This window comes from Salimicrobium flavidum (assembly GCF_900156645.1).
GTDB classification, from domain to species: domain Bacteria; phylum Bacillota; class Bacilli; order Bacillales; family Halobacillaceae; genus Salimicrobium; species Salimicrobium flavidum.
This window is the reverse complement of sequence record NZ_FTOC01000002.1, coordinates 228,486-252,774: the sequence shown is the minus strand read 5'-3', so window position 1 is coordinate 252,774 and position 24,289 is coordinate 228,486. Positions and strand designations below refer to the sequence as shown.

The window sequence follows — 24,289 nt, the reverse complement described above, 5'->3', positions numbered from 1 at the left end:
TTTTTTGATTTGGCTACCCTGAAAATAAATATTCAGGCGGACGCTTATCTTAGAGCTTCTAACCGGAAGTTTTCACTTTTCTTGTCCAGTTGCAACTTCCAGAAGCCCGTGTTATAAGCAGTCACCTCTTCTCCGGAAAAAACACCGTAGAGAGAGGTTTCTACTTATCTCAGAGCTTCTAACCGGAAGTTTTCACTTTTCTTCCTACTCCACATCGTCATAGTCGGTTTCGAGATCTTTATGACGTTCCTGGCAGTCTTTACAGAGTTTCACTTCTTTTTCTTCCTTTGTTTTAAGCATGGTGCCGCAATTATTGCATTTATCGAATTCGTTCGGATTCGGTTGAAATCCGGCAAGTTCATGTTCCGGTCCTGGCATAGTAATCACTCCTTTGTGTGTTTCATTTGTAAATACTATACCCGGCAGCCGGGTGTTTCAATCTTTGTTGAAATCAAGCGCCCAGCTTCCGTTTCTCATGACAGGTTCTTCTGTACCGTCTTCAAGTACTCCATCGATATCCAGTTCTGACGAGCCCATCATGAAGTCGACGTGGACGAGACTGTGATTCACCCCACTCTGGTCGAGTTCTTCTTCATTCATCTCAGAACCACCTTTCACATTATTCGGATAAGCTTTTCCGAACGCCAGGTGACAGGATGCATTTTCATCATAGAGCGTGTTGTAGAATATTAAACCGGACTGGGAAATCGGAGATTCATGAGGAACAAGGGCGAGCTCTCCGAGATGAGATGCCCCTTCGTCCGTATCAAGAAGCTGCTCGAGCGTTTCTTCTCCCTGTTCTGCGGAGAAATCGACGACCTCTCCATCTTTGAAGGTGAGGGTGAAGTTATCGATCACGTTCCCGCCGTAGTTGAGCGGCTTTGTGCTGGACACAATGCCATCAACTCCATATTTATGAGGCGCCGTGAATACTTCTTCTGTCGGCATATTCGGATTGAAAGGAACCCCTTTTGTCGTCTCACTGGCCCCCCCTTTCCAAATATGACCTTCCGGAAGCGCTACAGCTAAATTCGTCCCCGGCCCCTGATACAGCAGTTCTTTGTACTGCTTTCTGTTGAGGAACTGACGGGCATTTTCAAGCATGTCATTATGCTCATCCCACGCCTTTACCGGGTCATTTTGGTCTACACGTACGATGGAGAAGATCTGCTCCCACAGTTTTTCCTGAGCCGTCTCAGCATCTTCCTCAGGGAAGATCTTCTGGGCCCAGGAGGTGATTGGAACGCTCACAATCGACCACTGGATTCGGTCGTTCATCGTATAGTTCCGGAATTCCGCCATCGCTTCACTCCGCGCTTTCTGAGCAGCGGCTATCTTTTTCGCGTCTATTCCCTGAAGGAGATCAGGGTCTGTGGCACGTACCGAAAGAAGCGCCATCCCTTCTTCTCCGAAAGACTTATACATGTCCTGCTGCCACTCAGGCACTTCTTTCAACGTTTCCGTATCTGCATGTTCATAGCGTAGACGCGTAATCTCATCGTCCGCCCAGATGATATGTACATCTTTCGCTCCGAGATCGAACGCTTTTTTAACGACGATACGCGTGAAATCAGCTCTTTCCACCGTGGAGTTAATGACCAGTTTCTGGTTTTTTTGCAGATTGACTCCGGTTCTTAGAGCGAGATCAGCATATTTTTCAAGCATCTGTTGTTCCATCTGTGTCATCACCTTTCAAGTTTTTTTCCGATTACCATTATTCCATAATTATCCCGTCAATACAAAAGAGAGCCCCCTTAAGGGCCCTCCGTTTGTTCCATCAGTTCAGACAGTTCTTCCCATCTTTCCATCTTCCGCTCAAGTTCCTCTTCTTTCTCCTGCTGTTCTTTATGAAGTTCTTCCGCCTTGTCGAAATTACTTCCTGTTTCAGTTATTTCTTTTTGAATCGCTTCTATGCGGCTTTCGAGATCAGTGATATCATCTTCGATCGTCTTCCATTCCTGCTGCTCCTGATAAGAGAGCTTCTTTTTCCTTTCTGTGCGCTGTTCTTTCTTCGCGGCAGGAGCCGCTGCCTTTTTCTTTTCTTCTTTTTTCTTCTCCAGGTACTCGCTGTAAGCTCCCTGGAATTTCTCCACATCCCCGGAATTCTCGATAGCAATCAGACGATCCGCAATCCTGTCCAGGAAATAGCGGTCGTGGCTGACGGTAATGACGACACCAGGGAATTTATCAATATAATCCTCCAGTACACTGAGTGTCTCGGTGTCCAGGTCGTTGGTCGGCTCATCGAGGAACAGGACGTTCGGCTCCTCCATGAGTACTTTCAACAAATAGAGACGACGGCGTTCTCCCCCGGATAACCTTCCGATATAGGTCCACTGATGGGAACGCGAGAACAGGAATCGTTCAAGCATCTGCTCAGCGGTCACCTGCTGTTTGTCTTTCGTGGAAATGACTTCCGCCGTTTCCTTGATATAACCGATGACTGTCTGGCTTGCATCCAGCTCTTCGTAATCCTGTTTGTAGTACCCGATCTTCACGGTAGACCCTATGGAGACATGCCCCTCCGAAGGTTCCCTGCGCTTAGCCATAATATCGAGGAGGGTGGTTTTGCCGGTTCCGTTCGGGCCGATGATGCCGATCCGCTCCCCGGGAACGATGAGATCATCTATATGTCGGAACAAATAATCGCCGTCAAATTCATGACCGACGTCTTCAAGTTCCATCACCTGTTTGCCGAGACGGGTCGAAGCAGTAGCGATGTCCGCTTCTTCCTTATCCGTCTCAAACGTCTTCTCCTTCATCGCTTCCACGCGCTGCTTTCTCGCCTTCTGTTTCGTGCCGCGGGCCTTCACACCACGCTTCAGCCATTCGAGTTCCTGTTTCAGAACATTCTGGTGTTTCGCTTCTCTACGCTTTTCGAGTTCTTCCCGTTCCGCTTTCTTCTCGAGGAAGACTTCGTAGTTCCCTGTATACTCGTATAACTGGCCTCTTTCAAGTTCGAATATCTTATTCGTCACCCGGTTCAGGAAATACCGGTCGTGCGTAACGAGCATCAAAGCTCCCTTGTACTGGCTCAGGTATTCCTCAAGCCACTCGATCGTTTCATTGTCCAGGTGGTTCGTCGGTTCGTCGAGAAGTAAAAGATCCGCTGGCTGAAGGAGTGCCTTAGCAATAGCGACACGCTTCCTCTGACCGCCGGAGAGTTCTTCCACTTTCTGGTCATACTCTTCAATACCGAGACGGGAGAGCACTTTCTTCGCTTCGGTGCTCGCTTCCCACGCGCCTGCGTCTTCCATCTGTTCCTGGGCCTTCATCAGTTCTTCCTGCACCCGTTCATCTTCAGGGGTTTTCATCGTCTGCTGCAGAGCTTTCTCATACCTGCGCAACACTCGCATGACCTCTGAATCTCCGTAGTAAATCTGTTCAAAGACCGTGTTATCGTCATCAAGTTCAGGGGACTGGGATAAATACTCTACGTGAAAATCCTTGGCATGCTGGATATTGCCATCATCCGTCGATTCGATGCCGGCCAGAATTTTCATCAAGGAGGACTTACCGGTCCCATTCACTCCGATCAGGCCGATCCGTTCTTTAGCTTCTACTGTAAACGACAACTCATCAAAGAGCGTTTTATCTCCGTAACCTTTAGCAAGGTTTTCTGCAATCAATATACTCACTATCATCCATCCTTTTCGTTCAGACCTCTCCTGTCATTTTAGCACAGGGACCGACAAAAACGAAAAAGGACGCCACATCTCCTGTTTTCCCTTAAACAAAAGGCTTTGTTTCGTTCATTGTTGATTTTTAATTCTACGGGTGGGAACTTGCCGCGGGCATGACGAAAACTCCCGGGATCTCCCTACGTTCGATTCCGGTGATTTTCCGTTCATGCTCTTCCTGCAGGCGTCTCCACCCTTCGTTCTTAAATCAACAGCAGACTTTAACAGAGACGTTCATGCAAAGATATTTGCACCAGGATACATGAAAATTTTCGGGCTCTGTTATGATTCAAGCTTAATAAGGTGGATATAGATAAAGGCGGCGACTCCGACGGGAACTCGGGTAGCTGAAGCATTGCCTCTGGATAAGCGTCCGCCTGAATATTTATTTTCAGGGTAGCCAAACAAAAAGGGTTCTGAAACACCCTTCACCGGATGATCAGAACCCTCTCAGAATTACTGTGAGTCACTCAGGACCCATACTCTTCATAATCTTTCTTGTCATCACCGACTGCATCGGTGCGTTTCCAATATTCCATCCCTTTTACACCTGGCAGGTGATCCTGATAGAACACAGGATCTTCGCCACGTTTGCGCTGAATCATATAATCCTTCAGCGCTGCATAGGCGATCTTCGATAACAGGAAGATAGCATACAGGTTGATGAGAGCCATGATTCCCATCGTCATATCCGCCATCGACCAGACGAGACCGAATTCAGCGACAGCACCGAACATAACCATTGCGAGAACACCGAAACGATAGATTAGCATCCATTTCTTACTGGTATGAATGAATTCTATATTCGTCTCTCCGTAATAGTAGTTACCGACGATGGAACTGAAAGCGAACAGAAAGATAGCGACAGCAATGAAGATGGATGCCCACTGTCCGATTTCATTTTCAAAAGCCATCTGAGTAAGCTGGATCCCTTCTGCTCCTCCCGGGTTTGCGTATTCTCCGGAGAAAAGAATGATCGTAGCTGTGGCACTACAGATGATCAACGTATCGATGAACACTCCGAGTGTCTGGATCAGTCCCTGCTTCACGGGGTGAGTGACCTCGGAAGTAGCCGCAGCGTTCGGCGCACTACCCATCCCGGCCTCGTTCGAGAACAGGCCACGCTGCACACCGATCATAATCATACCACCGACGGTACCTCCCGCAAATTCACGGAATCCGAAAGCACTGGAGAAAATAAGCCCGAACATGTCCGGCACCTGGCCGATATTAAGAAAGAGAACATATAAAGCTAGAGCGATATAGAAAAATGCCATGATAGGGACGATATATTGCGTCACCTGAGCGACACGGCTTAATCCACCGAAAATAATGGAAGCAACGATGACGGTCAAAATTAGACCGAGTACCCATCCATCAAGATTGAAGGAACGTTCAAAAGCGGACGCTATCGTATTCGACTGCACAGAACTGAAAACGAGGCCATATGTAAACGTAATCGTAACCGCAAATACAATTCCGAGTGTACGGTTGTTCAGGCCTTTTTCCATATAATAAGCCGGACCGCCCCGGTACTGATTCTTCTCAGGTGTTTTGAAAATCTGAGCGAGTGTACTTTCGATGAAACTCGAGGCTCCTCCGAGCACAGCAACAAGCCACATCCAGAACACGGCTCCCGGTCCGCCTGTCGCAACAGCTGCGGCTACCCCGGCAAGGTTACCCGTTCCTACCCTTGATGCCGTACTGATAGCGAACGCCTGAAAGGCTGAAGTTCCTTTCTTTCCTTTCGCCGTGATCGAGCGTTTATCAAATAGAACGCGGAACATCTCGGGAATGAGACGGAACTGGGCGAAATTAAGCTTGATGGAAAACCATAGCCCAAGCCCGAGGAGTACTATAATAAGGACGTACCCCCACAATATATTGTTGAATTGACCTATAATACTTTCGAGTAAACCCATGCTTCTTCCTCCTTGAATAGTAGACTGGCACATAATACTCCTTTCATCACTTTACCAAGAACTGCAGAAAAATCAACTACCTATTATGTTTTGATTGACATTTCTTCCCCACCCACTACAATAATGGGCAAGTCATCGAAAAGGAGAAGCCAATTCATGAAAAGATATATACACACACTGATTATTACTATAGGTCTTGGTGCAGCCTTGTTATTAACCTCAGACTATAGCGAGAATGACCAAGCATACCATATCGATAAAGTGGACACGGTGGAAGAAATAGAATGACAGGAGCCCGCTACCGTCAAAGAAACGACTTTCGAAGAATCGGATGAAGGCTTTGTCGTCCGGTTAGGAAGGGAAAGTCAAAGTTCGGAATCGGATGTGCTGCTACCGATGGATTCCGGTCTTCTCGACCAGACAGAAGGGGAAGATTTCATCCAGTCGATCGAAGAACAGGTGGAAGAAGCACGAACTACGGCATTTCTATAATTTCAAGACTATGCTGTTATCCCCCGGCTTCAACAGAGCCAAATTCAAACAAAACGTCAAGACAGAGATCTAAAAGCTTTCTGTTTTTTTTTTGATAAAGTATTGACTATTGTTCAAAATGTTATAGAATTGATTCTGCAAATGATAATCATTTTCATTTAAAAAATTGAAAAAAAGGTGGAATCTTCATGAAGAAACTTCTAGCATCCTCCATATTCTTCGCTCTATTCCTTCTTCTCGCTGCCTGCGGAAGCAGTTCAGAGGAGTCAGGCGGAGAAGAAACAGAGAACACATCCGCATCGGAAGAAAGCGGTGGCGAAGTCAACCTATACACCGGACGCCATTACGAAACAGACCAGGAACTGTACGATCAGTTCACTGAAGAGACGGGAATCGAAGTCAATGTCATCGAAGGAAAAGATGATGAATTGATTGCCCGTCTGGACCGTGAAGGGCAGGCTTCTGAGGCTGATCTTCTAATTACAGCAGACGCCGGACGCCTGGATCGTGCCAAATCCCAGGACCTCTTACAGTCGGTCGAAAGTGAAACGGTTCAGGAAAATGTTCCTGAGAAATTCATAGATTCTGATAAGCAATGGGTTGGCCTTACAAAGCGTGCACGGGTCATCGCCTATCATAAAGACCGGGTGGATCCATCCTCTATCCAGACATACGCAGACCTTACAAACGAAGAATGGCAGGACAAAGTACTTATCCGCTCGTCCTCGAATATTTATAACCAGTCCCTTCTCGCTTCGATGATCGCTCTTGAAGGCGAGGAAAAAGCGAAAGAATGGGCAGAAGGTATTGTCGATAACATGGCCCGGGAGCCGCAGGGCGGAGATCGTGATCAGGCGAAAGCCATCGTTGCCGGAGAAGGCGACGTCGCAGTCATGAACACATATTACCTCGGGAAAATGCTGAATTCTGAAGATGAGGAAGAAGTGGACGTAGCTGAACAGCTCGGTATCATTTTCCCGAACCAGGAATCTGACGGGGCCCATGTGAACATCAGCGGTATCGGAATGACACAAAGCAGCAGTAATTCTGAAAACGCCAAAAAGTTCATCGAGTATCTGACTACAGAAGAAGTACAGTCCCAGTTTGCGGAAGCCAATTACGAATATCCTGTGAATCCTGACGTGGAAGCTGCAGAAACCCTTCAGGAATGGGGAGAATTCAAAGAGCAGGACCTTCCTCTTGAGAAACTGGGTGAACACAACCAGCGTGCCATCGAAATCATGAACGAAGCGGGCTGGAAGTAATGATGAAAATGTCGTATCCTTTACAAGGTACGACATTTTCTGCTATCTGAAAGCGTGGGGTTTCATTGAACTTTTCCTTATTCAAATCACGATACATCAATATATGGAGTCTTTTGACCGTTGGAATTGTGTTGACAGTGCTCGCACCGAACCTTGTCATTCTTCTGCAATTTTTCACAGAGACGGCCGATCAGTGGGCCCACGTCCGACAGTATCTGTTACCGGATCTGCTTAAAAACACGGGTCTGCTGTTATTTTTCACCGGTAGCGCAACCATTCTTATCGGAACCAGTCTCGCATGGCTGGTCACGGCTTACAGCTTTCCCGGAAAGCGTTTCTTCAAATGGGGACTTATACTGCCGCTGGCTATCCCCCCTTATATCGCAGGCTACACCTATCACGGTATGTTCAATTACACAGGGGCGATCCCTCAGCTATTCAGAGATACATTCGGCTGGGACATCACCATCGATATCCTGAATCTTCCGGGAGCCACTTCCATTTTCACGTTGTTCCTGTTTCCTTATGTCTACACGATGACCCAGACCTATCTCGAGACACAGTCGGCATCTTTGATTGAGAATGCCCGTATTCTCGGGAAAAGCGGGAAAGATATCTACATCCAGGTAGTACTCCCTATTTCCCGGGGTGTGATTATCGGAGGGACCAGCCTCGTGTTACTGGAAGTGCTTAATGACTACGGAGTCGTGCAGTATTTCGGCGTTCCTACATTTACGACCGCTATTTTCCAGACATGGTTCGGGATGAACGACTTGGCATCGGCTATTAAATTGTCCGCCACCGTCATGTTCATCATAGCCCTGCTCCTGATCGGAGAGCGACTGCTTCGCGGAAGAAAACAGTACAGTCATACCACTTCACGCGTTCACCCGTTACAGTCCAAGCCATTGACAGGCGTTAAGAAATGGAGCGTATTCACTTACTGTTTCATTGTATTCTCTCTCGGCTTCCTTATACCGGTCGCTCAACTCTTCAGTTGGATGATCCTTACGTACGATAAGGTGATCGATGCTGAGTTCTGGTCTCTCGTCCTCAATTCACTCATAGCCGCCACGTCAGGAGCTGCAATGATCATGATCGGTGCTCTGATCATTGCGAACTTCACCAGAATGAACAAGTCGCTCCCAGCCAAAGCGCTTTCGAAAATGACGATTCTCGGTTATTCTATACCTGGAGCGGTCATCGCTGTTGGAATAAGCTCTGTCTTCATTTACATAGACAATCTTCTCGCTGCTGTCTATGACTATTTTCAGGCAGAATCCACTCTATTTCTTAGCACAAGCCTTCTTATTCTGATTATGGCTTATGCGATCCGTTTTCTAGCCATCGGATTCAACGCAGTCGAAGCTGAATTCGAAAAAACGAACAAAAATTATCATGACGCTTCCCGCCTGCTCGGAAAAGGCTCCAAAGTGACCTTTTTCAAAGTGGATCTGCCCATGGTGAAAGGAGCTGTAATCAGTGGCTTCATTCTCTCATTCATTGAAATATTGAAAGAACTTCCACTGACACTCATTTTACGCCCTTTCAATTTCGACACTTTATCTACAAAGGCCTATCAATATGCCAGTGATGAACAAATACAGGAAGCGGCCCTTCCTTCCCTGCTCATTGTCATCCTTAGCGCACTCGCTATTTATGTCTTCTATTACGTTCTGAAAAAGGAGAGAACCTGATATGTTTGTTTCCGTAGAAAATCTCTGCTTCAGCTATAAGAAAACGCCTGTAATCGATCAGTTGTCCCTGGATATCAGCAAAGGAGAAATCATAGCGATTCTCGGTTCGAGCGGGAGTGGTAAAAGTACGGTTCTTCGTCTCCTGAGTGGCCTTGAAGCTCCCAGTAAAGGTAGTATTTCTGTGAACGAACAGACGTTCTTCGACGACCGCCACTTCCTTCCCCCTGAAAAAAGAAATATTGGTATGGTCTTTCAGGATTACGCGTTGTTTCCGCACATGACGATCCAAAAAAATATAGAATTCGGTCTCGGTTCCTGGTCGAAGAAACAAAGCCGGAATCGTTCTAAAGAGATGCTCAGTCTTGTTCGGATGGAAGACTACAAAAACAGATATCCACATGAACTGAGCGGAGGCCAGCAGCAGCGGATTGCTTTGGCAAGAGCTTTAGCTCCCGCTCCTTCCCTCCTTCTCCTTGATGAGCCTTTCAGTAGTCTCGATGCAGATCTCCAGATCACCATCCGTAATGAGCTGCATGACATTCTTAAACAAACGGAAACCACTACTGTTTTTGTTACTCACGATAGAGAGGATGCAAAGGCTGTTGCGGACCGTATCGTAACTATGCGTGACGGCGCTGCCCACGACTGGGACTCTCTATGTACTTCTCCTCAATCAGAGGAACAAAAGCAAAACCATTTTCAAACAGTCTAAATAGGAACTTATTTGAAATAGGTTCTGACTTCTTAAAATAAGGCTGCCCTAAAAATAAATAATTACGCGGACGCTTATCCAGAGGCAACGCTTCAGCTACCCGAGTTCCCGTCGGAGTCGCCGCCTTTATCTATATCCACCTTATTAAGCTTGAATCATAACAGAGCCCGAAAATTTTCATGTATCCTGGTGCAAATATCTTTGCATGAACGTCTCTGTTATCATTTGTTGTTGATATTCGTCTCTTCAGGTGGAAGCTTGCCGCGGACATGGCGGAAACTTCCCGAAACTCCTTCTGGTCGTTCCGGGGGATTTTCCTTCCATGCCAGTCCCGCAGGCGTCCCCACCTTCCGTTCCTATAATCAACAATAGGCTTGAACAGAGCTCAAAATAAAACAGCGCGCGACCCTATGAGGAGAACATACGTAGGATTGCGCGCTGTTTTTTTGTTTGAAGATACGAATAACCCGAGAGAAATATCTGGTCCGGCTGCTTGTGCCAGTGCTTCTAAACGGAAGTTTCCGCTTTTCTTGGTCCAGCTACAACTTCCAGAAGCTCATGTCACAAGCAGCCAGGATCAGAAAAAAGAAAGAACACTTTTTGTCTGACCGGTCTGCTTGTGCCAGTGCTTCTAAACGGAAGTTTCCGCTTTTCTTTTTACCAAGGTAGTCCTGTTCCATACATTTCAGCTAGTTCTTTCGATTCCTTACGTCTTTCTTTCCGCTGCTCATGACGCGCGGATGCCCCCGTATGGAGACGCTTTTCCTGATCCGATTCCGGATATACCGTCGGGATCGGGGTAGGTCGATTGTTTTCATCTACGGCGACCATAGAAACGAAAGCCGTCGTACATACTTTTCGATCTCCACTAAGCAAATCCTCAGTAATGGCTTTAACAAACACTTCCATAGACGTATTATGCGTCCAGGTTACAAAAGCTTCCAGACAAATCGCATGGCCTTCGAATACAGGGTGAAGAAAGTCGACCGAGTCTATCGAAGCGGTCACTACCGGTTGCCGGCAGTGACGGACAGCCGAAATAGCGGCGATATCATCAATGTAAGCCATCAATTTCCCTCCGAACAAGGTACCGTGACTGTTGGTGTCCGGGGGTAAGACATGAGAATTTTTAACTGCGAAAGAATCCATGCATCGTTTTGCATCCATATCGTATCATTCCTTTCCATACTATGGTCTTGTCTTTATTATAGCACGCTTATTGTATATTTTATTCCTCGACGGGGAGTCTGATTTCAAACACAGCCCCCGTGCCCTCTCCATTATAAGCAGAAATGCTTCCTCCACTTTTTTCGATTATTGCCCGGGAAATAGCGAGCCCCAGACCTGTTTCCCCAGCCTTTCCTTTCTGGAAACGTTCAAACAGGTGAGGCATGACATCTTCATCTATCCCGTCCCCGTCATCCATGATCCGTATGAGAAACTCTCCGTTTCTCTCTACTGTAATATAGAGATGGGAACTTGCGTGACGGACCCCGTTTCTACCGATATTCATGAGGGATTGGAGGAAACGTTCCGGGTCGGCATTAATATACCCATCTTCCTGTACACTGACCTCAACCTTGATTCCTTCTTCCTCGGCAAGAGGGAGAAGACGATCAGCAGCACGTCCGGTCCACTCACTTACTTTGATGCGCTCCGGGTTATAGATATCTTCATTGCTGTCGAGCTTGGCCAGCAAAATCATTTCATTGACGATTTTTTTCAAACGGTCAATCTCTTCTACCATAACCGTGAGACCTCTGTCCCTTTTTTCGCCTTCGAATACGCCGTCCCTTATCCCTTCCGCGTATCCTTGAATCGACATGAGCGGGGTTTTGAGTTCGTGGGAAGCATTTTGGAAAAATTGCTGCTGAGACCGGATATATCTCTCGAGTTCCCCGGCCATCTGCCTGACACTCTGCTCCACTTCTTTTATTTCACCCGTCGCCTTCACAGGACGCACATCCTGGAACTGACGTTTTTCGATTTTCTGGACTTCCTTTTTCAAATGATCCAGCGGAGTGACCAGTTTTCGTGTGAAAAGATAACTGATTGCTGCCGCCAAAAGCAGTCCCATAATGAACACGAGTACCATACGCCAGACGAAGTTCATCTGTATACCGGCGAGATCGCCGATGGGAGTAGCCATGACCAGCACCTGGTCCCCTCTCAATTCGTGATCCGAAATGACGTACTGCCCGTACCCGCTGTCCCACGTATCGCTTCCGGCGAGCTCTTCTTCATAACGATCGACCCAATCGTTCGCCGCTCCCCGTGGAAGCGTATAGAATAATAGTTCTTCAGTGGAACGATCGAACAGAAGCAACGGATAATTCTGATCCTGTATCAAATTCGATACTTCCGGAGATTGAAGCAGTCGATCCGGATCGTTCAAAATATCTACGAGAAGCTCTGCACGCATTTCAAGCTGCCGTTTTTCATCCATAATGAAAATATCCATAATCAATGAATACAGTACAATCGCCGTAACCGTCATTACGACGAGAATCAGTCCGGTGAATGCTGCGTTCAGCTGATGTAGCAGTTTCATTCGTCCTGCGCCCTCAAACGATACCCATATCCCCATACCGTCTCAAGGTCGAGATTCGGGAACTTTTTCCGGAGACGTTTCATCAGATCATCCACCGCACGATCGCTACCGAAATAATCATTGCCCCACACGGACTGAAGCAGCACTTCGCGAGAGAAAGCTTTATTTTCATGTTCCGCCAGTACCCAAAGCATTTCGAACTCCTTCTGGGTCGTTTCCACTTCTTCGCCTTCATAAAAAGCGAGACGTTCCGTTACGTTCAGCTCAAGCGCTCCGGACGTAACGATTTCCTCCCCGTTTCCTTCCTCCGTCTTCATCTGTTTCCATCGCTTTACGTGACGCTTTACTCTCGCCACCAGTTCACGCGGGCTGAAAGGCTTCGTCAAATAATCATCGCCCCCGAGTTCAAGCCCAAGAATCTTGTCTACTTCTTCATCTTTCGCTGAAATGATAATGATCGGCACTTCCGAATGATCACGGATCTTTTTGCAGAATTCATATCCGTCCATACCCGGAAGCATAATATCAAGCACCCACAGATCCGGTTTGACCGCCTCGTTGAATATATCCCACGCCTCTTCCGCCGTAGCGACGTCACGAACCTGATACCCATCCTTTTCCAGGTAACTCTTCACGATGTCCCGGATATTATCGTCGTCCTCTACAAGTCCTATAAAAGCATCCATTAGAATTCCTCCTACATTTACATAATTATGCCGTAAATAGTCCAAATGTTTCCCACACGTCTTTCTTATAATAGGTCATGTAAAGTCATTAGATTGATGTATTCACATTGTACCAGAAAGGAGCGATCATCGAACTATGAAACTATTCAACCGTCAAAAAGACAATGCACAAGGAACAAGAAGAAACGGATTCGCATTCGGCGTATTCGGAGCCATCGTAGCCGTATTCATCGTAACTGCCCTGTTTCAATCGCAGGGGATAAAAATAAATATAGAGACGAACCCGGAAAAAGCACAGGCCAATCCACTAACGGTGGAAGGTACAGAGGAAAATACGATCGATTCCATACAAGCAGCTCAGGAAGCGGTCGTAGGTGTCAGTTCCATCAGGGAAACAGCACGCGGAAGTGAAAATGCCGGTACAGGGTCCGGGGTCATTTATAAAAAAGATGGGAATCAGGCGTATGTGGTAACCAATCATCACGTCATCGAAAACGCCTCTGAACTGGAAGTCACGTTAAGTGACGGCACGACCAAGGATGCCACTCTCCAGGGCAGTGACCCCCTTACAGACCTTGCCGTTTTACAAATAGATGCTGAAAACGTCGAGAAGGTTGCCGATTTTGCGGACAGTAGCGAAGTAGAGGTTGGCCAGACTGCCATCGCAATAGGTAACCCTCTCGGCATGAAGTTTTCAGGTTCCGTGACGAAAGGTATAGTCAGCGGTCTTGACCGAAACATCCCTGTCGATCTGAACGGGGACTCCCAGCCGGATTGGCAGACGACAGTAATGCAGACGGATGCAGCCATCAACCCTGGTAACAGCGGTGGTGCACTCATCAACGAAAACGGAAAAGTAATCGGGATCAACTCGATGAAAATCGCAAAAGCTGAAGTGGAAGGTCTCGGATTCGCCATCCCGGCAGAAACCGTAAAATCTATTACAGCTGAACTGGAATCCACAGGTGAGGTGGAGCGTCCGTATATCGGCGTATCCCTTTATGATCTTTCCAAAATACCGGAACGCGTCGTTCAGGGAGAATTGAACCTTCCTGAATCCGTAGAAGGCGGCGTCGTTGTCGGCAAAACAGCTCCGGACACTCCTGCAGCAGCGGCCGGACTGAAGCAGAATGATATAATTACAGCAATTGATGGAAATGCCATAAGTTCAACCCTTGAACTGCGTCAGTATCTTTACGAAGATGCAAAAGCAGGGGAAGAAGCAACACTTACCGTTTACAGAGATGGACAGAAACAGGAAGTAACACTCACACTCAGTGAGCAATAAAGAAAAGTGGTGACGCCTGTTCAGAAGTTCTAAGATAAGTGGACAGGCCTGGCTTCGGGCGACCTACCCCGAAACAGGGTTGGCCGCTTATATTACGGACTTCTAGGCGTCGGAACTGGACAAAGAAAAGTGGAAACTTCCGGTTAGAAGCTCTGGGATAAGCAGGAAGCTCTCTCTTCGGGGGATTTTCCCGGAGAAGAGATTACTGCTTATAACACGGGCTTCTGGAAGTTGTAGCTGGACAAAGAAAAGTGTAAGCACCCGTTTAGAAGCTAATAATAAAACAGAAAATATATGCGTGGAGGCGGAATTCCCTCCACGTCACCATTCAAAAACGGTGAAGGGCACCCCTCTGCCCTCCATATATTCCGAAGAGACGACGGGATATGATAAAAGAATTTCCTAAGACCGCATTATTGCGGCAACCTGAACCCCTCTTGACAAACGGAGTACCATTCGGTGCTCCGTTTGTTTTTTCCTGATCCAAAACGGGAAGAAACCAACGGTAAAGAAAAGTAAGAAAGGAGTTTCTATATGCAACAAAGAAGTGTCATTCTTGCCTATCTCCTATGGTTATTCCTTGGACAGCTGGGCATTCATCGTTTTTATACAGGACGCACTGGTTCAGGCATCATACAACTGATTCTCGGTGCTAGTGGCTGGGCGACCGCTGGTATTCTTATCGGCTGGTTCCCTCTTGCTCTGCTTTGGATCTGGCTGGTCATAGATATTTTCCTCATACCGGGGATGTGCCGAAATCCAAAATAATAACGTAAAGAAGGAAGCACTTCTCCCGCACGGAGAGGTGCTTCCTTTCTTTTCTTATAAAATCGGAGACAGAAGACGAGCAATCGCTTCTTTGAAACGGATCCACATCGAACGCTGCTGGTACATACGATAGGTGAGTTCCGTCGCTTTCATACTGTCTTCCAGAAAATTCTCCGTCAGTTTCAGCCCGAGTTTTGTATCATAGATAAATGCATTCACCTCAAAATTCAGCCGGAAACTCCGGACATCGATATTCGCTGTACCGACCGAAGATACCACTCCATCAGCTACTATCGTTTTGGCATGAAGAAATCCGTCCTGGTAAATGTACACATTCGCTCCCGCAAACAGAAGATCTCCCACGTTCGAATACGTAGCCCAATAGACGAAAGGGTGATCCGGTTTGTTCGGAATCATTACTCTGACGTCCACTCCGGACAACGAAGCGATCCTCACTGCATCGAGCAGACTGTCATCCGGAATGAAATACGGGGTCTGTATGTAGACGTATTCCTTCGCAGACAAAATAGCCTTGATGTACCCATGCTTGATCTGCTCCCATTCAGAATCCGGACCGCTTGAGACGATTTGCATCGCCGAATCTCCCGGGTCCTCTTCGAACTCCGGGTAGAAACTTTCGTCATAGAGAATGTCGCGTTTAGAAGCCTGGTTCCAGTCCAGGATGAACCTCGTCTGTAAGTTATGCACGGCACTTCCGACGACACGCAAATGTGTATCTCTCCAGTATCCGAATTTTTTGTCCTTGCCGAGGTATTCATCACCAATATTGAAGCCGCCGATATAACCGATCTTTCCATCTATGATCGCCAGCTTCCTGTGGTTCCTGTAATTGATTTTCATATTGAGTTTGGGTATGAGAGGAGGGAAGAACGACTCCACTTCCACCCCTGAACGTTTCAACTTCTTCACATAAGAACGACTCAGTAACCTTGAACCCATATCATCATACAAAAGCTTTACAGACACGCCTTCTTCCGCTTTCCTCTGCAATACTTCCGCTAGCCTCTTGCCAAGCTGGTCGTGACGCAATATATAGTAAAGAAGATGAACGTGATCTTCAGCGTTTTCGATGTCCTGGATGAGAGCATGAAATTTCTTCTCACCATCCGTAAAAAGCTCCAAATAATTATCCTGCGTGAGCACAGCATCATTGTTCTTCAGGTGCATGTAGATTTGATCTTCATAAGGACCGAGTTCCGGATGCTTCAATTCCAGTTCCCCGTTTTCAATGGAACGCAACTGATCCTGCACAGCCGAAAGCAAACCGAGACGTGCTTTTTTGTCCCAGGTGAATATCTCTTTTTTACTTAAGCGACGTCCAAATACCAGGTACAACACGAACCCGGCCACCGGCACGAACATGAGTACCATCAGCCAGGCCCAGGTCGCACTGGCATCTCTACGCTCCAGGAAAATGATTGTAAATCCCAGCAGAACGTTCAATATAATAATCGTCGTTATGATGTAGGGGATGAATTCCACGTCTGCCACTTCCTCTTTTCAGGAGTCTTTCTTACTTACTATATCACATGATTTTCGGGAAATTACAAAGAAAAACCCAGAGACCCACTCCACCTGAAACAACTTCTCTAGCGGCATCTCCTGGTTCCTCAAAAGAACGAGGAAGAGTCTTTGCTGCTTCTCATTCCATAAGAATACCTGCTTCTGCCAGTTCCCGGACTGCTTCCTCGATAGCCTCTTCACGGTCGGCGGCTATCTCATGGGTATGAACGCCATCGGTCAATTCCAGGAGATACGTGGCGTTCGAAGAGTTGACCTGCTCCATGAATCGCTCCACGTCCCGGCGATTTCCGAGATGGAGTTCCGCTTTCAAATCACCGTAAACCGGGTGTTCAATCACAACATTCTGAACATAGACGCCGTGATCGACGAGAATCTCAAGTTCCTCTTTCGTTTCCGAACGATTGTGACAGCACACGATCGTCCTGCGATACGAAAATCTGCGTTTCTCTTCCTTCATATACAGGTAACCCTGACTGGTGGCTATAATCGGTTCTCCTCCCGCTTTTAACAGGGAGACGTCTGCCACAATCACTTGTCTCGTCACTTTCATCTCCTCTGCGAGAGATTTTCCGGTGAGCGGAGATGCTGACTCCCGCAATTGTTTCAGAATAGCTTCCCGGCGTTCGGAGGATTTGAACTTTTTATCGTGCGTCATTTGATGCCACCTCATCTTTCATCATTTGTTCCCTATTTTACCATAATTTACTGATTTACCATTACTATTTAAAGCCTAAGGAGAGCCTCCCCTAAAGGGTAGACTCGATATCAATAGCGGCAAGTTCCCACTTCTTCACGGTGAACTCGGAACGCCCGAGTGAGGTGAATGCTATGTCTGTCAGAGCGGCGTCCGCAAAGATACGGGCCGTGAAGACTTCCTCTCCCTCGTTGACGAAAATTTCGAGCGAGGAATGATCGAGAAATACCTGCAGAGAGCGAAGCGGTGATTCCAACTGTACGTGACGGAACTGGGTTTTTTCTGCGTCTTCCGGATCCGGACGGGTGAGCGTCAGCAGATTATCGGCTTTTTTATAGGAAAAGGAGGCTTCGTGATATAGTTCCATGGCCCACATCTCTCCTATTTCTTCAAAATCGATGGAAAGTTCTGCGACGCGGCCACTGATATCTTCAATTTCCTGCTGATCATTTTCAATCATTTCCTTCTTTTCTACGGGGGATTCACTTGTTCTCCATTGTTTCGCCTCTCTGATAGGAGTCTGAATGATTTTTTTGCCGTTCCACGAAAGTTCTCTCGGGATGGTCCAGCTGTGGATCCACTGATTGTCGACAGTCGGATGTGCCTCTTCATACTGATCAGGCACGCCCATCCACCCGATCATCAGGCGACGTCCCTCAGCTTCAAAGGTTTGCGGGGCGTAAAATTCAAAGCCACGGTCGAGTTCCTGGAATTCTCCACGTTTCCATACGTCTCCTTCTGCACTACCGGTAAGATAGCCGGTCTGATAAACATTTTGAAAATGAATATCTTCCGGTTCCATTCCCTGAGGACTGAAAAGCAGGATTTCCTGACCATCGAGTGTGAAAAAATCCGGACATTCCCACATGTAGCCTTCCTTATCACCCGCTACAGCAAGTCGTTTTACGTATTCCCACTCACTCAGGTCTTTAGAGGAATACAGTAACACGGCCCCTTTCTTATCTTCAGTCTGGGCACCGACAACCATATACCACAAGTCCTCGTGCCACCATACTTTCGGATCGCGAAAATGAGCGGTGATGCCTTCAGGCGATTCAAGCAGCATCCCCTTCTTTTCAAACTGACGACCATCTTCTGAAACCGCGAGAGCCTGATACTCCTGATCGATCTCCCCCTCCTTTTCCGTATGGCCGGTGTAAAACAGATGTAGTACTCCATCTTTCTCGACAGCACTGCCGGAGAAACATCCATCTTTGTCATACCACTCAGAAGGGACCAGGGCCGGTTTTTCGAGTGTATAATGAACGAAATCCTTCGTGTGATAATGGCCCCATACTTTCATACCGTGACCAGCTTGATAAGGGCTCCACTGGAAAAACATATGGTACTTCCCGTCCCATTTAATCAGACCGTTCGGGTCATTGATCAAACCGACAGGAGCCATCAGATGGTAGGCCTGGCGATGAGGGTCCGCTTCCACGGTCTCCTTCTGTTTATGTACTTCTTCTGTAATCGCTTCGATCTGTTTTTTCTCTTCCATTGTAACTCCACTCCTTCTTCCACTATTGAACCAATCCCCACGTACGAGAGGCCTGTTTTTTCTTACCTTTTTAAAAAAGCCCGGAAAGAAAATTCTCCCGGACTTTTTCATCTCCTATTCATCACTTCACTGTAACAGTCGCAATCGCCGTTTCCCCGGCAGTAGCATCTTCTGTGTAATGAGCTTCGAAAGAACTGACAGCATCATCATAATTAGTAATGACGACAGGTGTAATTACCGCTTTCGCTTTTTCTGCGACAAGATCTTTATCAAACGTGACGAGAGGGTCGCCCGTCTTCACTTTATCTCCCTGTTTCACGTGTCCTTCAAATCCTTCCCCTTCCATCGATACCGTTTCCAGACCGATGTGAACAAGGACCTCAAGACCGTTGTCCGTTTTGATGCCTACCGCATGGTTAGTAGGAAAAACCTGTACAATCTCTCCATCTACCGGACTAACCACTTTGCCATCTGTCGGATCCACTGCGAGTCCATCACCCATCATGCGTTGACTGAAGACCGGGTCCGGCACATCATCCAAAGCTACAACCTTCCCGTTCAACGGAGATACAATTGAAACGTTTTTATCTTCTTTTCCAAACAATTTTTTAAACATATAGTCGCCCATCCCTTCTATATCATTTCTTTTCCTTATGTTCCCCTGCTCGGAGGTATTAAACCTCGCGATAGTCGGATGCCCATTTATGCTTCCCGCGCTGAAAGCGCCCGTGAAACAGGATGTAGATACCGACGATGAGCAGGATGAAGACAGAACTGTTCATGTAAAGACTGCGGAAACCTATCGTTTCCGCCGCGATGCCCACGAAGAATGAACCGAGACCGATCCCTATATCGAAAATAGTGAAAAATGTGGCAGTAGCCGCCCCTGCCCGTTTCGGAACCTTTTGCAGGGCAATCGTCTGCATGCTCGGCACCAACGTCCCGTAGCCAAGTCCGATCAACCCTCCAGCTGCAAGCAGGACAAATGCTGTTTGTGCCCAGCCCAGCAGAAACATACCGATGCTGAAAACGAAAATCGCCGGAATCACAATCACGTTCTCCCCGTAACGGTCAAACCAGCGACCGGTGAACGGCCGGGAAATGAGCAGCACGACAGCATAAACGACGAAAAAGTAACTCGAAGCTTCTTCAAGACCTATATTTTTCGCGTGAACCGATACAAACGATAGCACACTGGAATATGCTAAAGCAATGAAAGCCCCTGTAAATGCTATCGGGAGCGCCGCTTTTTCGAGCAAACCGTTCATTTTCGGCATCAGGCTCTCAGGCGTGTGTTTGTCCTCCGGTTTCGGCACCCGTATGAAAACCCCGCTCACAAATGCGAGACCGGCGACCGCAGCACATATGAGAAAAAGAGTCGTATACGTAAAGGATTGGCTGATCGTCAATCCGAGGAATGGACCGGCCACCATAGCCAGATTCATCGACATGGCGAAATACCCCATCCCTTCCCCTTTTCGGGCGTCCGGAATTACGTCGGAGGCGAGAGCCCCCATCACCGTCGTTCCCATACCGAAACCGATGCCCTGAAGAAAACGGATTCCAAGAAGCCATCCGAACGATTCCACAAAAAAGTAGAAGCCGCTGCTTATAAAAAAGATAGCAAGCGCCGTAATAAGCATAGGCATCCGTCCGACAGCGTCCACCCAATGTCCCGATAGTGGTCGTATGAAAATCGCGGAAAGTAAGAAAACGGTAATGACCAGTCCCGCATCACTCTCGCGTACCTGAAGTTCATCTATAGCGAAAATCGGCATCGTGACGAATAATATGTAAAAGACGAGAAATACGAAAAAATTACTAAGACATACGTTCAAAAAACTTTTCGTCCATAAAGGCTGTTTCATACTTTTCCTTCTTCCTGCATTGCTATGCACTTCGAAAATTGAAATTCGAACATCACTTTTATTGTACCAATAAACCTATTACCGGAAAAACAATAATCTTCCATTCTATAATTTGCTTCGCTACAATAGTGGGTGGAAGATAGGGCTATTCAAGAAATTTCATCGCAATACAGCTATTACTGTCAAGGAGGGAGGATGCCGAATGGAAGAGGAAAAAAAAGGAATTCTTATTACCATAGCCGCTTACATACTTTGGGGTATTTTACCGATGTACTGGAAAACGCTTGAACATATAGCTCCTTTCGAAATTCTGGCCCACCGGATTGTTTGGGCTTTGGTATTCATGTTTTTAATCATCCTTTTACTTCGAAAACAACAAGATTTTCTCACGAGTCTCCTGGAATTATGGAGAAATAAAAAAGCATTGGCTGGCATCACTCTAGCCGCTTTTGCTATCAGTATGAACTGGTTTCTTTTCATATGGGCGGTGAACAGTGATCATGTAGTTCAGGCGAGTCTCGGCTATTACATCAACCCGCTCATCAGTATTCTTCTCAGTATGATCGTAATGAAGGAGACATTCACAAAAGCCCAGTGGATCTCCTTCCTGCTTGCAGGTATCGGAGTGGCCTACATGACGATAAACGTAGGAGCGTTTCCCTGGGTCTCCTTTGCGCTCGCCACCAGTTTCGCGATTTACGGTCTGCTAAAAAAACTGGCGGCTATCCCGGCGATTTTCGGACTGACTGTGGAAACAATAATCGTGACACCATTAGCACTCATCTATCTGATCCCGGCATCAGGGTTTCCGGAAGATATTTCATGGATCTCCCTGAATACTCTGCTCGTCTTCAGCACAGGAGCAGTGACAGCCATTCCACTTCTCTTATTCACGAGTGGGACGAAGCGCATTCCCCTATCTATGGTCGGGTTTCTTCAGTATATAGCACCGACGCTCATGCTTCTCATCGGTGTTTTCCTTTATGAGGAGCCCTTCACATCGGTACATATCGTCGCTTTCTCTTTCATCTGGGCCGGACTGTTTTTATACACCCGGGAACGCTTCAAAAAAATCGGGCCACGAAAAGCATAAGCTCCCTGTTCAGAAACACATATCTAAGCAGTTTGGTCAGACAAAAGGCGCTTTTTCCTTTTAACTCTGTTATCGTTCCTAGTTGATTTTTATCTCTACGGGTGGAAGCTTGCCGCGGGCATGGCGCGTCAACTTCCGGAATCTCCCTACGTTCGATTCCGGTGATTTTCCGTCCATGCTACTCCGCAGGCGTCTCAACCCTTCGTTCTAAAAACAACAACCAGCTTTAACAGCTTCTTCCTGAAAAAGAAGCCACTTCATATGTCACAGACTGTTGGGTGGAAGAAACTGGACAAAGAAAAGTTTAGCAACCCCGCTCAGAAATACTGTCATAGCAAGGACTTCCGGTTAGTACCGATATAAGAAAAATACTCTCTCCGAAGTCCCTGGCTCCCATGTTATAATGGAAGATATCAGTGATACCAAGGAGATTTTACTATGGACGAAAAATCAATATCCATCATGCAGTCCGCAATCAAACTGTTTGCGAAAAAAGGGTTCAGTTCAACCTCTGTGCAGGAAATAGCGAAAAATGCAGGCATCTCCAAAGGAGCCTTCTACCTGCACTTTTCTTCCAAGGACGAATTGCTTTTCGCGCTATTCGATTATTATTACAACCAGATGAAATCGAAAATCGATGCGTGTGCCGATGAACCGGACCCGCGCCGGAAATTTGTCGAGCAACTCACCGTCATGTTTGAGGAAATCGCTTCACACCGTGAGTTCATCATCATGCAGATCCGGGAGCAGACCATTCCATTCAACGAAGATATCGAGACGTTCACAATGCGCATGCGTTATGAATCTTATCAGTTCTATCAGAATCACATCATTGCCATATACGGAGAAAAAGCGAAGGAAATCTCTTTTGAAACGAGTATATTGATTGAAGGGATGTACAAAGCGTACCTTGAACTGATCCTCGTGGAAGGAGCGCATATCGATTACCGTGATCTTGCAGAAGCTCTGCTGAAGCGCGTCGATTATCTCGTGGACGGATTTCTTAAAAATGAAGACAGCCCTGTCCTTACGAAATCATTCATGTCGGAGTTGATCCCTGCGGATTTCTTAGCCGAGAGAAGCCCTACAATTCAGGAGATGATCGAAGAACAGGAAACCACCGCTTCCGATGAGGAGAAAGAGACCCTGGCTATCCTGAAGGAAGAATTGGACTCCTCTTCGCCGCGGACAGCTATTATAAGAGGGATGCTTGCCATCCTGAAAGAAAATTCCCAATTCAAGGAGTTGGTCACTCGTGTTGAAGAGAACTATCCCGTTACTCGCGCTCGTTAGTTTGTTTTTCACGCTCCCCTCTATCGTCCAGGCCGGCAGTTTCAAAGACGTCCCCTCTTCCTACTGGGGATATGAAGAAATTGAATACATAGCCGAAAGAGGTGCTATCGAAGGATATCTCGACGGAACGTACCGCTCCGGCAATGACGTCACGAGAGAGCAGGCTTTCGTCATCATCCAGAGAGCATTCAACCTGGAGACCGCGGATCGTCCCGCCCCTTCGTTCACAGACGTCTCTCCAAATCATTGGACGTACCCTGCTATCGCAGCCGTTGTCGATGAAGGATGGTATCCGGACAAACAGAAGCTTGATCCGACTGGAGGGCTGACACGCGAAGAAATGGCTTCGATCATTTCTCACGCTTTCGATTTGTCCCAACCCGAAAAGGAACAGCTATTCATAGATGTTCCTGAAAATGATGCTTATTTTGAAGAGATACAGGCCCTTGCCTCTCACCGCATCAGCCAGGGCTTCGGCAACGCCGAATTCAAACCGGATAAGACGGTGACACGGGCAGAATTCGCAGCTTTTGTAGCCCGGGGTATGAATGAATCGTTCCGGTCCGATTCCACTATCACACCACCGAAACAAAAAATCGTCGTTGAGGAAACTTCCGGTTTCCAGGCTACGCTGACCGCTTACGAAAAGAGGGATGGTTCATGGAGGAAAGCAACCAATACCATGAGTGCAGTCCTCGGAAAAGACGGTGCAGGACAAACATGGGAAGGGGACCCGAAAACGCCGGTCGGCACTTACTCCCTCGGCACCGGGTTCGGTTGGGGGAACGTACCGTCCGGAATGACCTACCCCTATCGTCCGGTAGATTCCAATGATTACTGGATCGACGACACTTCTTCCTCCCAGTATAACCAGTGGGTGGAGTACGACGGCAATCCATATGCACGTTGGAGCTCTTTTGAACGTCTCAATATCGACTTGTATAAACACGCAGTCGCTATCAATTACAACAAGACCCCTATCGTTCCGGGAGCAGGAAGCGCCATCTTCCTTCACGTATGGCGGGGACCAGGGAGCCCGACCCTCGGATGTATCGGTATGTCCGAAACGGATCTGGAAACGATCATGACCTGGCTCGACGATGAAAAACACCCCTATATCGAGATACGTGAATAAAGAGAAACATGAGGAGCCACATTTTGATCTACCATCATCAAATCACCCTGCTGAGAAAAGATCGACTTCTCTGCAGGGTTTTTTCCATGGAAGGGAACA

21 protein-coding genes are annotated in these 24,289 nt (G+C 47.2%); 9 read left to right on the top strand and 12 right to left on the bottom strand.

What is annotated here, in order from left to right:
- Nucleotides 1-204: 204 nt before the first annotated feature.
- From BW944_RS15120 to BW944_RS04490, 4 genes are all read right to left on the bottom strand, one after another.
- Complete coding sequence (locus BW944_RS15120; protein ID WP_200806492.1) at nt 205-378, bottom strand: hypothetical protein; 174 nt, start codon at nt 376-378, stop codon at nt 205-207.
- 57 nt (nt 379-435) lie between these two features.
- On the bottom strand, nt 436-1,677 hold the full coding sequence (locus BW944_RS04500) for an aminopeptidase (protein ID WP_084193620.1): 1,242 nt from the start codon (nt 1,675-1,677) through the stop codon (nt 436-438).
- A gap of 77 nt (nt 1,678-1,754) precedes the next feature.
- Nucleotides 1,755-3,638 (bottom strand): ribosomal protection-like ABC-F family protein, encoded by a 1,884-nt coding sequence (abc-f, locus tag BW944_RS04495; protein ID WP_084193619.1) that lies wholly within the window; start codon nt 3,636-3,638, stop codon nt 1,755-1,757.
- A gap of 512 nt (nt 3,639-4,150) precedes the next feature.
- Nucleotides 4,151-5,602, bottom strand: a complete 1,452-nt coding sequence (locus tag BW944_RS04490; RefSeq protein WP_076557154.1) for an alanine/glycine:cation symporter family protein — start codon at nt 5,600-5,602, stop codon at nt 4,151-4,153.
- A gap of 156 nt (nt 5,603-5,758) precedes the next feature.
- On the opposite strand from BW944_RS04490, the gene BW944_RS15315 reads away from it, so the two are divergent.
- The 4 genes from BW944_RS15315 to BW944_RS04475 all read left to right on the top strand — a co-directional run bounded on the left by BW944_RS15315 (nt 5,759) and on the right by BW944_RS04475 (nt 9,768).
- On the top strand, nt 5,759-5,890 hold the full coding sequence (locus BW944_RS15315; RefSeq protein ID WP_268794082.1) for a hypothetical protein: 132 nt from the start codon (nt 5,759-5,761) through the stop codon (nt 5,888-5,890).
- A 392-nt stretch (nt 5,891-6,282) separates the two neighbouring features.
- Nucleotides 6,283-7,359, top strand: coding sequence for a Fe(3+) ABC transporter substrate-binding protein (locus BW944_RS04485; protein WP_076557152.1), 1,077 nt, complete (start codon nt 6,283-6,285; stop codon nt 7,357-7,359).
- 113 nt (nt 7,360-7,472) lie between these two features.
- Complete coding sequence (locus BW944_RS04480) at nt 7,473-9,056, top strand: ABC transporter permease (RefSeq protein ID WP_234983109.1); 1,584 nt, start codon at nt 7,473-7,475, stop codon at nt 9,054-9,056.
- Between the two features lies 1 nt (nt 9,057).
- Complete coding sequence (locus BW944_RS04475; RefSeq protein WP_076557150.1) at nt 9,058-9,768, top strand: ABC transporter ATP-binding protein; 711 nt, start codon at nt 9,058-9,060, stop codon at nt 9,766-9,768.
- A gap of 657 nt (nt 9,769-10,425) precedes the next feature.
- Here BW944_RS04475 and BW944_RS04470 read toward each other — a convergent pair.
- The 3 genes from BW944_RS04470 to BW944_RS04460 form a co-directional block, all read right to left on the bottom strand.
- Nucleotides 10,426-10,935 carry an acyl-CoA thioesterase gene (locus tag BW944_RS04470; protein ID WP_076557149.1) on the bottom strand — a complete coding sequence of 170 codons (510 nt, stop codon included), beginning with the start codon at nt 10,933-10,935 and terminating at the stop codon, nt 10,426-10,428.
- A gap of 61 nt (nt 10,936-10,996) precedes the next feature.
- Nucleotides 10,997-12,319 carry a sensor histidine kinase gene (locus BW944_RS04465; RefSeq protein ID WP_076557148.1) on the bottom strand — a complete coding sequence of 441 codons (1,323 nt, stop codon included), beginning with the start codon at nt 12,317-12,319 and terminating at the stop codon, nt 10,997-10,999.
- On the bottom strand, nt 12,316-13,005 hold the full coding sequence (locus BW944_RS04460) for a response regulator transcription factor (RefSeq protein ID WP_076557147.1): 690 nt from the start codon (nt 13,003-13,005) through the stop codon (nt 12,316-12,318). Before BW944_RS04460 ends, BW944_RS04465 begins: the two co-directional genes overlap by 4 nt.
- 136 nt (nt 13,006-13,141) lie before the next feature.
- Between BW944_RS04460 and BW944_RS04455 the strand changes: the two genes are divergently transcribed.
- A complete protein-coding gene (locus tag BW944_RS04455) occupies nt 13,142-14,293 on the top strand; it encodes a S1C family serine protease (protein WP_076557146.1) in 1,152 nt (383 codons plus the stop codon).
- 534 nt (nt 14,294-14,827) lie between these two features.
- Nucleotides 14,828-15,061, top strand: coding sequence for a TM2 domain-containing protein (locus tag BW944_RS04450; protein ID WP_076557145.1), 234 nt, complete (start codon nt 14,828-14,830; stop codon nt 15,059-15,061).
- Nucleotides 15,062-15,115: 54 nt separating this feature from the next.
- Here BW944_RS04450 and cls read toward each other — a convergent pair whose 3' ends face one another.
- From cls to BW944_RS04425, 5 genes are all read right to left on the bottom strand, one after another.
- The gene (gene cls / locus BW944_RS04445; protein ID WP_076557144.1) at nt 15,116-16,564 is read right to left on the bottom strand and encodes a cardiolipin synthase; all 1,449 of its coding nucleotides are present in this window, start codon (nt 16,562-16,564) and stop codon (nt 15,116-15,118) included.
- Between the two features lie 160 nt (nt 16,565-16,724).
- Nucleotides 16,725-17,261, bottom strand: a complete 537-nt coding sequence (locus BW944_RS04440) for a transcription repressor NadR (protein ID WP_076557143.1) — start codon at nt 17,259-17,261, stop codon at nt 16,725-16,727.
- Between the two features lie 91 nt (nt 17,262-17,352).
- Entirely contained in the window at nt 17,353-18,801 is a 1,449-nt protein-coding gene (locus BW944_RS04435; RefSeq protein WP_076557142.1) for a glycoside hydrolase family 32 protein, read from the bottom strand.
- A 121-nt stretch (nt 18,802-18,922) separates the two neighbouring features.
- Entirely contained in the window at nt 18,923-19,417 is a 495-nt protein-coding gene (locus BW944_RS04430; protein ID WP_076557421.1) for a PTS sugar transporter subunit IIA, read from the bottom strand.
- 58 nt (nt 19,418-19,475) lie between these two features.
- Complete coding sequence (locus BW944_RS04425; protein WP_076557141.1) at nt 19,476-20,669, bottom strand: MFS transporter; 1,194 nt, start codon at nt 20,667-20,669, stop codon at nt 19,476-19,478.
- Between the two features lie 202 nt (nt 20,670-20,871).
- Between BW944_RS04425 and rarD the strand changes: the two genes are divergently transcribed.
- From rarD to BW944_RS14740, 3 genes are all read left to right on the top strand, one after another.
- Nucleotides 20,872-21,762, top strand: coding sequence for an EamA family transporter RarD (gene rarD, locus BW944_RS04420; RefSeq protein ID WP_076557140.1), 891 nt, complete (start codon nt 20,872-20,874; stop codon nt 21,760-21,762).
- 438 nt (nt 21,763-22,200) lie between these two features.
- Entirely contained in the window at nt 22,201-23,055 is an 855-nt protein-coding gene (locus BW944_RS04415; RefSeq protein WP_076557139.1) for a TetR/AcrR family transcriptional regulator, read from the top strand.
- The gene (locus BW944_RS14740; protein ID WP_084193618.1) at nt 23,018-24,190 is read left to right on the top strand and encodes an S-layer homology domain-containing protein; all 1,173 of its coding nucleotides are present in this window, start codon (nt 23,018-23,020) and stop codon (nt 24,188-24,190) included. Before BW944_RS04415 ends, BW944_RS14740 begins: the two co-directional genes overlap by 38 nt.
- Nucleotides 24,191-24,289: the final 99 nt, after the last annotated feature.

Excerpts from the sequence above, each read along its gene's own strand:
- BW944_RS15315 (WP_268794082.1), top strand. The coding sequence starts at position 5,759 with ATGAAAAGATATATACACACACTGATTATTACTATAGGTCTTGGTGCA.
- BW944_RS04440 (WP_076557143.1), bottom strand. The coding sequence starts at position 17,261 with ATGACGCACGATAAAAAGTTCAAATCCTCCGAACGCCGGGAAGCTATT.
- BW944_RS04485 (WP_076557152.1), top strand. The coding sequence starts at position 6,283 with ATGAAGAAACTTCTAGCATCCTCCATATTCTTCGCTCTATTCCTTCTT.
- BW944_RS04465 (WP_076557148.1), bottom strand. The coding sequence starts at position 12,319 with ATGAAACTGCTACATCAGCTGAACGCAGCATTCACCGGACTGATTCTC.
- BW944_RS04455 (WP_076557146.1), top strand. The coding sequence starts at position 13,142 with ATGAAACTATTCAACCGTCAAAAAGACAATGCACAAGGAACAAGAAGA.
- BW944_RS04415 (WP_076557139.1), top strand. The coding sequence starts at position 22,201 with ATGGACGAAAAATCAATATCCATCATGCAGTCCGCAATCAAACTGTTT.
- BW944_RS04450 (WP_076557145.1), top strand. The coding sequence starts at position 14,828 with ATGCAACAAAGAAGTGTCATTCTTGCCTATCTCCTATGGTTATTCCTT.
- BW944_RS04475 (WP_076557150.1), top strand. The coding sequence starts at position 9,058 with ATGTTTGTTTCCGTAGAAAATCTCTGCTTCAGCTATAAGAAAACGCCT.
- BW944_RS04460 (WP_076557147.1), bottom strand. The coding sequence starts at position 13,005 with ATGGATGCTTTTATAGGACTTGTAGAGGACGACGATAATATCCGGGAC.
- BW944_RS04425 (WP_076557141.1), bottom strand. The coding sequence starts at position 20,669 with ATGAAACAGCCTTTATGGACGAAAAGTTTTTTGAACGTATGTCTTAGT.
- BW944_RS04500 (WP_084193620.1), bottom strand. The coding sequence starts at position 1,677 with ATGGAACAACAGATGCTTGAAAAATATGCTGATCTCGCTCTAAGAACC.
- BW944_RS04490 (WP_076557154.1), bottom strand. The coding sequence starts at position 5,602 with ATGGGTTTACTCGAAAGTATTATAGGTCAATTCAACAATATATTGTGG.
- BW944_RS15120 (WP_200806492.1), bottom strand. The coding sequence starts at position 378 with ATGCCAGGACCGGAACATGAACTTGCCGGATTTCAACCGAATCCGAAC.
- BW944_RS04435 (WP_076557142.1), bottom strand. The coding sequence starts at position 18,801 with ATGGAAGAGAAAAAACAGATCGAAGCGATTACAGAAGAAGTACATAAA.
- BW944_RS04430 (WP_076557421.1), bottom strand. The coding sequence starts at position 19,417 with ATGTTTAAAAAATTGTTTGGAAAAGAAGATAAAAACGTTTCAATTGTA.
- BW944_RS04470 (WP_076557149.1), bottom strand. The coding sequence starts at position 10,935 with ATGGATGCAAAACGATGCATGGATTCTTTCGCAGTTAAAAATTCTCAT.
- rarD (WP_076557140.1), top strand. The coding sequence starts at position 20,872 with ATGGAAGAGGAAAAAAAAGGAATTCTTATTACCATAGCCGCTTACATA.